The sequence below is a fragment of the Devosia sp. A16 genome, assembly GCF_001402915.1.
In the GTDB taxonomy this organism is placed as follows: domain Bacteria; phylum Pseudomonadota; class Alphaproteobacteria; order Rhizobiales; family Devosiaceae; genus Devosia_A.
The window spans coordinates 2047096-2058727 of the sequence record NZ_CP012945.1; the positions used below are offsets into that span (position 1 = coordinate 2047096).

An 11632-nucleotide genomic window follows, 5' to 3' on the forward strand; every position below is an offset into this window, starting at 1 on the left:
CCCCTCAAGGGGGAGGGAAGCGATCGCATCTCGCCGCGTGTGTGTATCGTCGTCCGATCGTGGCGCTAGCCCAGCCGCGGCAGGTTGCGGCCCATGTCGCCCTCGTCGATCTCGCGCGCCTCGTCGAGGCTGAGCATCGGCACGCCCGCGCGGATCGGGAACGCCAGATGCGCCGCCACCGAGATCAGCTCGGTGCCGTCGGCGGAGAGCGTCAGCCGGGTCTTGGTCAATGGGCAGACCAGCAGCTCGAGCGTCTTCACATCCACCACATGGCGGAGGTTGGCTGCCGCCTGTGCCGGGCCCGGCTCGGTCAATTGAGCGGCGACGCCCGGTCGCCGCCGGTGGCCATCTCGAACTCGGCCATCGCGATCAGCGTCTCGGCGCGGGTTTCGAGCGTATCGGCCTCGAGCAGTGCCTGCTTCTCGGCAGCACCATAGGGCGAGACCATGGCGCAGAAGTTGACCAGGTCGGCCGTGCCGGTCTTTTCGATCTCGTCCCAGTTGAGGTCGAAATTGCCGAACTCGGCATAGTCGCGCATCATCTTGAGGAAGCGCGGACGATCCACGGCCTCCTCGCCGAACTCGCGGTCGAAATCGGAAGCGAACATGTCGGTGGCGATCATGCCGCGCCGGAACGGCGTCATGGTCGGCATTTCCTTGACCAGTTCGAACCGGCACAGCCCTTCGAGAATGACGAAGTAGCGCGCCTCCTCGACTTCCTCGAAATGGCTGATTCGCCCCACTGTGCCGATGCGCTGCAGCGGCGCCCGGCCCTTCGGGCTTTCCTCCGAAGTGTCGCGCGGCTGGATCAGTCCGATCAGCCGGTCGCCCTTCAGCGCGTGGTCGACCATCTCGACATAGCGGGGCTCGAAGATATTGAGCGGCCGCCGCGCATAGGGCAGCAGCAAGGCGCCCATCAGCGGGAACAACGGCACGCTGGCGGGCAGGTCGGCAGGAGAAGTGGGTCGCTTCAACACTTGGGCGCCTCCTTGGGCGCGTAACTTAGCTGAACAGCAGCGCCGACAGCAGTCGGCGGCCCTTCAGCGTGGCAGGATCCTTCGGACCCCAGGCTTCAAACAGCTCGAGCAGCTTCTTGCGCGCGCCGTCCTCGTTCCAGCTCCGGTCGCGGCGCATCAGCGCCACCAGCGCCTCGGCGGCTTCGAGCCGCTTGCCTTCGGCATTGTATTTCACCGCGAGGTCGAACCGCGCCTGGTGGTCGTCGGGGTTCCTCTCGAGCTGCGCCGCGAGCTCATCGGTCTCGCTGAGCTCGGCCGCCTCGCCCAGGAGCTTCAGCGCCGCCAGCGTCGACGTGTACTCCTCGCCCTTGCGGCCCTCTTCCGGCATGGTGTCGAGCACCGCCTGGGCCTGGTCCGGCTCGCCAGCGGCGAGGAACACCTTGGCCATACCGACGATCGCCGGCGCGTTCTCCGGCTGGTGCTGCAGCACCATGCCATAGATCTGCGCCGCCTGGTTGAGGTCGCCCACCTTGAGCGCGTCGCCGGCGGCGGTGAGCGCATTGGCGATTTCTTCCTCGATCGAACCCGCCTGCGGCTGGCCGGCCGGCGCGGCCGAGATCACCTTGTCGGCAAAACGCCGCACCTCGCTCTCGGGAATCGCCCCGAGAAAGGCATCGACCGGGCGGCCGCCGGCAAAGGCGAACACGGCGGGAATCGACTGGATGCCCAGTTGCCCGGCGACACCTGGATTCTCGTCGATATTGATCTTCACCAGCCGGATCTTGCCGGCCTTCTCGTTGATCACCTTCTCGAGGTTGGGCGTCAGCTGCCGGCAGGGGCCGCACCACGGCGCCCAGAAATCCACCAGCACCGGAGCCTCGAGCGACGCGTCGATCACGTCCGCCTTGAAGGCACGATCGGTCGAATCCTTGATCAGGGCGCCCGCCGGGGGCGCAGAATTTTGTGGGGCCGGGTTGAGGTCGTTGAGGGACATGCTGTGCTTTTCCTGCCGCGACGGGCCACTGAGAGGCCCGTCTTTCCTTGGTTTCTTGCGCTCCGATGCGGTCCGGACGCAAGCTTTTTCCCGGGCGTGATGAGACCAGAATTATGGGTTGCAAACCCGCTTTCGATTGGGCATATAGGCGCGCGGTTCGGCGCTGCCAAGTTTCCCACGGGAACGAAGCATCGTAAAGGGCCGATGGAGTGCGGGTGTAGCTCAGGGGTAGAGCATAACCTTGCCAAGGTTAGGGTCGAGGGTTCGAATCCCTTCGCCCGCTCCAATATCCTCCCTGGATTGCAGGGATGCGACAAAGGCCGGGCCTGGTGCCCGGCCTTTCGCATTTCCGAGCCCCCCTGCCTTTTGATCGGTGGGGTCCCGCCTGGCCAGGCTGATCTGCTCCCGCCCGTTTCGCTAACGCGCTGTCCGCCCCGGCCTGCGATTGTCGGATTTTTGCAATCTCTCCGCGGCCCCTCCCCGTAGCCTCATCCCATCGAACACGGAGATGAGAAATGAACCGCCGGCAGTTTTCCAAGACCCTTGCAGCCTCGGCCCTGCTCGCAGGCTTTGCCGTCAAATCCATTCATGCAGAGGAGGACGCAGTGACCGCTCCCACCGCTTTCCAGATCGCCATCCCCGAGGCGCAGCTCGCCGATCTCAAGTACCGGCTCGTGCATACCCGCTGGCCCGATCAACCGGCCGATGCCGGTTGGACTATCGGCACCAATCTCGAGTACCTGAAGCAGCTGACCGACTACTGGATCAACGACTACGACTGGCGGCGCGCCGAAGCCGAACTCAATGCACTGGGCAACTTCAAGGTCGAGCTCGACGGGATCGGGCTGCATTTCGTCCACCGGCCGTCGAGCAACCCCGACGCCGTCCCGTTGCTGCTGCTGCACGGTTGGCCGGATTCGTTCTACCGCTATCACCGGGTCATCGAGGCGCTGTCGCAGGATTTCCACGTCGTCGTCCCGTCCATTCCCGGCACCGGCTTTTCCGGACGGACCGCCCTGCCGATGGACAAGGTCGCCGACCTCTTCGCTCGCCTGATGACCGAGACCCTCGGCTACGGCAAGTTCATCGCCGCCGGCGGCGACGGCGGCTCGATCATTTCCATGTCGCTGGCGCAGCGCCATCCAGAAGTCCTGCTCGGCTATCACGTGACCGATGTCGGCTATCCCGACCAGAGCACCGATTTCGCCGCTCTGACGCCCCCGGAACAGGCCTATGCGGGTGCCATCCAGCAGTGGTTCTTCGCCCATGGCGCCTTCAACCTGGTGCACGCGACCAAGCCGCAGAGCCTGGCCTTCGCCATGAACGACTCGCCGGTGGGGCTGGCCGCGTGGATCATGAGCTTCATGGGCGGCATGGGCGTCGGCGACGAAGCCGATGCGCGGTTCGGCCGCGACGCGCTGCTCACCAACATCATGATCTATTGGCTGACCGAGACCGCGGGGTCGTCGTTCCGCATCTACAACCAGAACGCCATGCAGCCGCCGACCATCACCGGCGCCAATACCCACATCCCGGTGGCGGTGGCGACCGAGCGGCCGATCCCGGGCGGCGTACGCCTGCCGCGCGAATGGGCGGATCGCCAGACCGCCGGCAACGTCGTGCAGTTCCACGACATGCAGAACGCCGGACACTTCGCGGCCTGGGAGGATCCCGAGTTCTTCGCCGGCGACCTCCGCGAGTTCGCCGGGCTGCTCAGGAGCTGACCGCACCGAAGCATGGCAAAGCGCCGGGCAACGTTGGCCCGGCGCTTCAGTCCGATGCGGCTCGCGAGGCCTAGCGCCCGAGGGCCGCCTGCTCTGAAGTGATCCGGTCCATCAGCGGATCGAGTTCCATGTTGACCGGCGCGTTGGCCGCGAGGCGCTGCTTCAGGAAGCCGATCGACTCTTCCAGCACCTCATCGAGATCCTCCGAGCAGGTGAAGTCGCCGGCCACCCGTTTGACCTTCGAATTGTCGAACAGCGCCGACCAGGTCTTGTCGCCGATCAGCGGCCCTTCCCAGGCCTTGTTGTAGGCGACCAGCGTATCGGACGGCACGTGCACGATCCTGGGGGTGAGCCCGACGCCGCGGCCGATCGCCTTGTAGATGTCGTCCCAGCTGTAGCCGCGGTCCGAGGTGATGTGGAAGATCTCGCTCAGCGCTGCGGCCTTGCCGAACAGGTTGACGAACGGCACGGCGAAATCCTTCGACCGGGTCAGCGTCCACGGCGAGGTGCCGTCGCCGGCGACGATCACGGGCTTGCCCTGCTGCATGCGGCGGATGACGATGTCGCCCTCCCCCATCATCGTCGGCAGCCCGGTGCGCACCGTGTGGCTCGGCCGGACGATGGTCCAAGGCAGGTCCTTCGCCTCGGCCAGCAGCTTCTCGCAGGCGATCTTGGCCTGGCTGTAGCCCCAGTACGGGTTCACCGCCGGGGTCTTCTCGGTGATGATGTAGTGCCGCGCCGGCTTCTCGTAGACCGAGGCCGATGAGATGAAGATGTACTGTCTGGTGTTGCCGGCGAAGGTGGCGATGTCCTCGGCCATTTGCTCGGGGGTGAACACCATGAACTGCGCCACCACGTCGAACTGCATGGCGCCGAGCTTCCGGTAGGCGGCCGGGTCCTTCATGTCCCCGACGATTGAGGTCACCCCCGCCGGCAGCGCCGCATCGCGCTGTCCGCGGTTGAACACACTGACCTTGTGCCCCTGGCTGACCGCATATTCGACGCACGGCAGCGAAATCTGCCCGGTGCCTCCAACGAACAACACGTTGAGACTCATGAGTTCCTCTCCCTCGTACTGATGGGCGTACCTCATCACCCGGCGGGGGTTATTTCAACCGTTAGCCGCCGCCCTTTTCGTAGGGCTGGCCGAGGGCTGCCGGCGCCCCGCTGCGGGTCGCCGAGACCGCCAGCACCACGATGGTCAGCACATAGGGCAGCATGATCAGGAACTGCAGCGGCACGCCGACCGGCAGCAGCTGCGCCCTGAGTTGCAACGCTTCCGCCGCCCCGAACAGCAGCGCCGCCACCATCACGCCGAAGGGGTGCCGCCGGCCGAGGATCAGGATGGCGAGCGCGATGTAGCCGCGGCCGGCGGTCATGTTGTCGAGGAACACGCCCGTCGCGCTGATCGACAGGAACGCTCCGCCGAGTCCGGCCAGCGCGCCGCTCACTGCCACTGCGGCATAGCGGATGGCAATCGGATCGAGCCCCAGCGTTTCGGCGGCTTCCGGATGCTCGCCCACCGCCTTGATCGAGAGCCCGATGGTCGAGCGCTGCATCACCAGCCAGCCGGCGATTACCAGCCCCAGCGACAGGTAGGTCAGGGGATCGTGCTGGAACAGCAGCGGTCCGAGGATGGGGATCTGCCCGAGCGCCCCGAAATCGAGCGGCGCAAACGGCGTAATCCGCGGCGCCGCCGTGCCGGAGCCGAAGGCGAGGCGGAAGAAATAGGCCGAAACCCCGAGCATCAGGAGGTTGAAGGCGATCCCCACCACCACCTGATTGGACCTGAGCGTCACCGCGTAGAACGCCAGCCCCAGCCCGGCGATGGCGCCGACCAGCACCGCGACGCCGGCGCCCAGCCACAGGTTGCCGCTCCAATGGACGGTGATGAAGCCCATGAAGCACCCGATCAGCATCATGCCCTCGAGCCCGATATTCAGCACCCCGGACTTCTCGGCGAACATGCCGCCCAAGGCGGCGAGGAGGATGGGGATCGAGAGCCGGACGCTGGCGGCGATGAACCCTGCCAGTACCGGATCGGCAAGCAGTTCCATGGCTCAGCTCCCGCTCACGGCGCGCCGGCGGACCAGGCGCGGCAGCGCGTTCTGCCCGATCAGCAGCAGCACCACCAGGGCCTGGATCACTGTGGTCAAGGCGCTCGGCACCCCGGCCGCCGATTCCATGGTGGTCGAGCCGATCTGCAGCGCCGCGAACAGCACCGCTGCCGCCAGCACGCCGAGCGGATTGGTCTGGCCGAGCAGCGCCACGATGATGGCGGTATAGCCGAAGCCCGGCGACAGGTTCTCGATCATTCGCCGCTGGACGCCGGCAACTTCGGAGAAGCCGGCCAGCCCCGCCAGCGCGCCGCAGACCAGGAACCCGGTCCACAGCGCCGCCTTGACGTTCATCCCGGTATTCTCTGCCGCTCGCGCATTATGGCCCACGGCCCTGAGCCGGAAGCCCGCCACCGAGCGCCACAGGAACAGCTGCGCGACGATCGCCACGATGACCACCAGCAGCAGCCCGGCATGCAGCCGCGTGCCCTCGAGCAGCATCGGCAGCCGCGCCTCGGCGGCAAGCCGGGCCGTACGCGCCAAAGGCGAGCCCGGATCCTGCAGCGGTCCATGCAGCAGGTAACCGACGAAGTAGATGGCGATATAGTTGAGCATGATGGTGGTGATCAGCTCGTCCGCCCGGAATTTGAGCTTCAGCACCCCGGCGACTGCCGACCAAGCCGCGCCGGCCACTGCGGCCGCAACGCCCATCGCCGGCAGCACCAGCCATTGCGGCTGCCCGCCGAGCTGCAGCCCGACCCAGGCGGCCGCCACGCCGCCGATGAACAGCTGCCCCTCGGCCCCGACATTGAACACCCCGGCGCGGAAGGCCAGTGCGATGCCGATGCCGCAGAACGCCAGCGGCACGGTGCGGATGGCCGTCTCGGCAAGGCCGTTGGTGCTGCCCAGCGATGCTTCGAACAGGCTGAGATAGGCCAACGCCGGATCACGCCCGATCGCCGCGATCAGCAGCGCCCCGATGGCGAACGCGGCCACCACGCACAGGACGCCCGACAGCACCGAACGCGGCAACAGCCAGCGCCTGGCGAGGCCGACCGCGGCCTCAGATGCACTCTCGCTCACGTCGTCCTCCCCGCCATCAGCAGGCCCAGTTTCTCGACGCTGAAATCGGCGCGCGTCACCACGCCGGTCACCTGCCCCTTGAACAGCACGACGATCCGGTCGGCAAGCGCCATGACTTCGTCGAGCTCGGTCGAAATCAAGAGCACCGCGGCGCCCGCGGCGCGGCGCTTCAGCAATTGGCTTTGCAGGAAGGCCGTCGCCCCGATGTCGAGCCCGCGCGTCGGCTGCACCGCCACTACGAGGCGCGGGTCGCGGCTCAGCGCCCGCCCCAGCACCACCTTCTGCTGGTTGCCGCCCGAGAGCGAGCCGATGGGCTGCTCGACCGTTCCGAGCCGAACATCGAATTCGGCGACCAGCTGCTCGGCAAAGGCGCGCGTCTCGCGCCGACGCCTCAGCCCCCAGCGGGCAAAGCGCGGTCGCCCGGCTTCCTCGGCCACGGCGTTGTCGGTGACCGACATCTTCTCGAAGATCGCCCGCTTGTGCCGGTCTTCCGGAATATGCGCCAGTCCCGCTGCGATCCGCTCGGCCACCGGCCGGTGCGTCATCTCGATGCCGTCGATCAGCACGCGCCCGCCATCCGGCCGTTGCAGGCCGACGATCGCCTCGGCCAGTTCCTGCTGGCCGTTGCCGTCGACCCCCGCCACCGCGACGATCTCGCCGGCGCCGACCACCAGGCTCACGTCGGCCAGCCGTCGCACCCCGCGCCCATCCGTCAGGTCCAGCCGATCGACCTGCAACAGCGGCCGCCCTGCGCCCGGCACGCCCTCGAGTTGCGGCAAGGCCACTTCGCCGCCCACCATTAGGCGCGCAATCTCGCGCGGCTCGGTCTCGGCCGTGCGAAGCGATCCCGCCACCTTGCCGCGCCGCAGCACGGTGATGCGGTCGGTTACCGCCATCACCTCGTTGAGCTTGTGCGAGATGAAGACGATCGCGGTGCCGGCTTCCGCCAGCGCCCGCAGCACTGGGAACAGTGCGGCCGCCTCCTGCGGCGTCAGCACGGCCGTCGGCTCGTCCAGCACCAGGATCCTGGCGCCGCGATAGAGCGCCTTGACGATCTCCACCCGCTGCTGGCTCGCCACCGACAATTCGCCCGCCAGGGCCCGCGCATTCACCGCCAACCCGTAACGCGCGCCCAGTGCGTCGATCTCGTCCGCCAGCTTGTCGAGCCGCGGAAACCAGGTCCTGACTTCCCTGAGCCCCAGGGCGATGTTTTCCGCCACGGTCAGCGTCGGGACCAGCATGAAGTGCTGGTGCACCATGCCGATGCCGAGCCGCCGCGCCTCGAGCGGCCCGTCGATGCTGACCGGCTGCCCGTCGATCTCGATCGCGCCGGCCTGCGGTTGCAGCAGCCCGGCCAGCGCGCGCATCAGCGTGGTCTTGCCGGCCCCGTTCTCGCCAAGCAGCGCGTGGATTTCTCCCGGCTGTACGGCGAAGCTCACATCGTCATTGGCCAGCACCGGGCCGAAGGCGACGCGGATGTTCCGCATCGCCACCGCCGCGGCTTGGTTGAGTTGCGGCACCTTCCGCTTACTGCACTTCGCTCGTATCGAGCGGCACTTCGAAGGTGCCGGCCTTGATCGCCGCGATCTTGTCGTCGACCGCCTTCAGCACGACCGGATCGACATTCTTGTCGAGCCCATGGAAATCGGCGAGCCCAACCGAGTTGGCGGCAACGCCATACGACCAGTTCTCGCTCTTCCAGGTGCCGTCGATCACCGCCTGGCCGACCGCCGTCACCAGCGGGCCCAGATCCCAGGTGACGCTGGTCAGCACCGTCTCCGGCCCGAGATGGTTCTGGTCGGTCATGGCGCCCAGCGCGAAGACCTTCTTGGCGATCGCCGCGTCGATCACGCCCACGCCCTGCGCGCTCAGCACGTCGGCGCCCTGCTCGACCTGCGCGATAGCGGCTTCCTTGGCCTTGGGCGGATCGAACCACGAGCCGATGAAGGTGTGCAGCACCTTGATCTCGGGTTTCACCTCCTTGGCCCCGGCTTCGTAGGCGTGAAGGTTGGCCAGCATGTTGGGCGCCGGCATGCCGCCGACCCAGCCGACCCAGCCGGTCTTGGAGGTGCCTGCCGCCAGCATGCCGGCGAGGTAGGCGCCCTGGTAGTCGGGGTTGGAATAGGTGCCCAGGTTCGGCGCCAGTTCGGCGGCCGTGCCGGCCATGAAGGTGGTGTCGGGGAACTCCTCGGCGGCGTTGAGCGCCGCATCGCCGAACGAGAAGCTGTGTGCAAAGATCAGCTTGTAGCCGCGCTCGGCGAAATCGCGCAGCAAGCGCTCGGCATCCGCATCGGTGACGTTCTCCACATAGGCGACTTCGGCGCCCAGCGCCTTGCCGGCGGCCTGCAGCCCGTTATAGCCCACCGAGTTCCAGTCATTGTCGGTGATCGGACCGGGCAGGATCATCGCGATCTTGAGGTCGGCCGCCAGTACCGGCGTGCTCAACGCCGTGGTGGCGACGAGCAGCAGCGCCGCCTGCGCGAAGCGCCGGCGCGAGAGTGTCATGTGGGATGTCATTGCTTGTTCTCCTGTATCGTGCGCTGCGCGAGAGAAGGGGCCGCCATCCCGTCATCCCCTCGCATTCGGGATCACAGCGCGCCGGGATCGTACTGCCGACAACGTTGTCGTCAATCGTCACAAAGACGTGTGGATGACAGGCGGGCTGTGCGTTGGGTGCATGGCGAACAGGTCCTGCAATCGCATGTCGCGCAGCTGTCACCGTCTTGCCTTCTCCCCTAGTGGGAGAAGGCACTCACTCCACCATCGCGCCTAACCTAGTCCCGCTTCACCTTGCGGATCGCCCCGGCCTGCGGATCATAGCCGCGCGCCGCCAGGAGGAATGCCACCGCCGCGCAGCCGGCCACCACCCCGAGCGAAGTGAGGTTGAGCTGCCCGTACATGGCGAAGCGGATCAGTTCCACCGCATGGGTGAAGGGGTTCACCACGCTCAGCCAGTAGACGATCTCGGCGCCGGACTCCCTGAGCTTCCACAGCGGGTAGAGCGCGGAGGAAAGAAAGAACATCGGGAACACCACGAAGTTCATCATCCCGGCAAAGTTCTCGATCTGCGGCGTATAGACCGAGACCAGCAACCCGATCGATCCCAGCATCAGTCCGGCGAGAATGATCGCCGGAATGGCGGTGAGGTAGCCGAAATCCGGCACCCCGTAGCCGACGAGCCTGGCGACGATCAGGAAGGCATAAGCCTGCAGCAGCGCCAGGATGGTGGCGCCGGTGATCTTGGCGAACAACAGGAAGCCGCGCGGCAGCGGCGTCACCAGCATCACCCGCATCACCCCCGCTTCGCGGTCATAGACCATCGACAGCGCCGACTGCATGCACTGGAACAGGATGACGATGCCGACCAGCCCGGGCAGGATGTATTCCTGGTAGGGCGTATAGGTCTGATAGGGCGGGACGATCGAAACCCCGAGCAGATCGTGCAGGCCCGTCGCAAACACCAATAGCCACAGGGCCGGCCGCACCAGGGCCGAAAGCAGCCGTTCGGTCTGCCGCAGGAACTTGGCGATCTCCCGCCAGGTGATCGCGTAGACCCCCAGCCACAGGTGCTGCGCGCTTACTGACACTTGTGCTCCGGTTCGTCCGTGCCGAGCGTATCGAGCACGTTGGTCTGGTGCAGGAAGCCCTCGAGCGGTGCCTCGGCGATGACGGCATTGTGCGTTGCGAGCACGATGGGGAACCGCATCTGACCGTCCCACGGCCGGAAGTTGAGCTGCACCCCCTTGGCGCCGTCGATCTTCAGCCGGTTGCCGCGGATATAGTCGGCGGTCTTCTGGTATTCCCCGGTACGCGCCTTGGCATAGGCGGTGACGATCGCCTTGGCAGCGATCCAGGTCGACCAGTCCTGCCCGGTCATCCGCCGCCCCTTGGTCAGCGTCTCGAACCGCGAGGTGACCTGGGTCGAGCCGTCGCGGTCCCAGCTCCACTGCCATTCCGAGGCGACGAGGCCGGTCGAGCCGACCACCAGCCGGGGCAGCTGCGTATCATAGGGCAGGTAGCGCGAGAACTCGCCCTGGTGGTCGGCGACGAACACCACGTCGTAGTCGGCATTGCCGGTGATCAGCAGCGAGTTGTTGCGCTCGCGGTTCGCCGGATCGGTGGCGAGGGTGAACTCGCGCTCGTCGACGATGTTGAAGCGCTGCCGCTCGGCCGAGGCGCGAAACGCCGCCGTCATCGCCTTGTCGCGCGGTTCGGCGCCGGTGAGCATCAGCACCTTGGTCCAGTTGCGGGTGCGCAGCAACTGCACCATGGCGTCCGACAGCATGCGGTCCGACGCTGCGGTATGCAACAGGTTCGGGTAGCAGCGCTGGCGCAGGTAGTCCTCCGGCGCCGTGGCATTGAGCAGCGTCACCGGCCACTCGCGCGTTTGCCCCGCCACCTGGTCGACCAGTTCGGCCGGCAGGTCGAGAATGACGAACTGCTCGCCCGCCTTCACCATCGCGTCGAGCTTGGCCACCAGCGTGGCCGCATCGGTCGCCTCCTGGTGATCCAGCACCACCTGCTGGTCCACCGCGTCGGACACCACCTTCATCTCCTCGACGCCCATCGTCGCCCCATCGATGGGGTTGCCGCCGGGGGCAATCTCGATGCGGGTATAGACGAGGTCGGGATGGTACCGCGGATCGTCCTTCAGCCCGAGATAGCCGATCTTGATCTCGGCAGAAAATGCGGGGGCGCAAAGGAGCAGCGACGCCGCCAGGGGGAGGAGGCCGAGAAGTCGTCTTGATTTCATCCGGCGGCGCCCCAGCGTTCCCTCTCCCTCGGGGGAGAGGGTCAGGGTGAGGGGGCCTTGCCCCAA

Annotated in this window: 11 protein-coding genes and 1 tRNA gene; 2 read left to right on the top strand and 10 right to left on the bottom strand. The window is 66.7% G+C overall.

The genetic code is table 11. The features are described 5' to 3' along the window. Positions 1–65: 65 nt before the first annotated feature. From APS40_RS09950 to APS40_RS09960, 3 genes are read right to left on the bottom strand one after another with little or no spacing between them, the layout of a single operon-like run. Positions 66–314, bottom strand: coding sequence for a Trm112 family protein (locus APS40_RS09950; RefSeq protein ID WP_442855846.1), 249 nt, complete (start codon positions 312–314; stop codon positions 66–68). Continuing rightward, entirely contained in the window at positions 311–976 is a 666-nt protein-coding gene (locus tag APS40_RS09955) for an LON peptidase substrate-binding domain-containing protein (RefSeq protein ID WP_055046899.1), read from the bottom strand. Before APS40_RS09955 ends, APS40_RS09950 begins: the two co-directional genes overlap by 4 nt. 25 nt (positions 977–1001) lie before the next feature. Continuing rightward, the gene (locus APS40_RS09960) at positions 1002–1949 is read right to left on the bottom strand and encodes a thioredoxin family protein (RefSeq protein ID WP_055046900.1); all 948 of its coding nucleotides are present in this window, start codon (positions 1947–1949) and stop codon (positions 1002–1004) included. 211 nt (positions 1950–2160) lie between these two features. Between APS40_RS09960 and APS40_RS09965 the strand changes: the two genes are divergently transcribed. After that, positions 2161–2235, top strand: a tRNA-Gly gene (locus APS40_RS09965). 229 nt (positions 2236–2464) lie between these two features. Continuing rightward, the gene (locus APS40_RS09970) at positions 2465–3673 is read left to right on the top strand and encodes an epoxide hydrolase family protein (protein WP_055046901.1); all 1209 of its coding nucleotides are present in this window, start codon (positions 2465–2467) and stop codon (positions 3671–3673) included. A 70-nt stretch (positions 3674–3743) separates the two neighbouring features. Here APS40_RS09970 and APS40_RS09975 read toward each other — a convergent pair whose 3' ends face one another. From APS40_RS09975 to APS40_RS25305, 7 genes are all read right to left on the bottom strand, one after another. Then, the gene (locus tag APS40_RS09975) at positions 3744–4730 is read right to left on the bottom strand and encodes an SDR family oxidoreductase (RefSeq protein ID WP_055046902.1); all 987 of its coding nucleotides are present in this window, start codon (positions 4728–4730) and stop codon (positions 3744–3746) included. A gap of 61 nt (positions 4731–4791) precedes the next feature. After that, positions 4792–5730 (bottom strand): ABC transporter permease, encoded by a 939-nt coding sequence (locus APS40_RS09980; RefSeq protein ID WP_055046903.1) that lies wholly within the window; start codon positions 5728–5730, stop codon positions 4792–4794. 3 nt (positions 5731–5733) lie between these two features. Continuing rightward, the gene (locus APS40_RS09985; protein ID WP_055046904.1) at positions 5734–6813 is read right to left on the bottom strand and encodes an ABC transporter permease; all 1080 of its coding nucleotides are present in this window, start codon (positions 6811–6813) and stop codon (positions 5734–5736) included. Beyond that, positions 6810–8333, bottom strand: a complete 1524-nt coding sequence (locus tag APS40_RS09990) for an ABC transporter ATP-binding protein (protein WP_236884232.1) — start codon at positions 8331–8333, stop codon at positions 6810–6812. Before APS40_RS09990 ends, APS40_RS09985 begins: the two co-directional genes overlap by 4 nt. A 7-nt stretch (positions 8334–8340) precedes the next feature. Then, entirely contained in the window at positions 8341–9330 is a 990-nt protein-coding gene (locus tag APS40_RS09995) for a BMP family protein (RefSeq protein ID WP_082434313.1), read from the bottom strand. Between the two features lie 257 nt (positions 9331–9587). Next, positions 9588–10400, bottom strand: a complete 813-nt coding sequence (locus tag APS40_RS10000; RefSeq protein ID WP_236884233.1) for an ABC transporter permease — start codon at positions 10398–10400, stop codon at positions 9588–9590. Further along, positions 10391–11566, bottom strand: coding sequence for a hypothetical protein (locus tag APS40_RS25305; RefSeq protein ID WP_055046907.1), 1176 nt, complete (start codon positions 11564–11566; stop codon positions 10391–10393). The genes APS40_RS10000 and APS40_RS25305 overlap by 10 nt, the downstream gene beginning before the upstream one ends. Between the last annotated feature and the right edge of the window lie 66 nt (positions 11567–11632).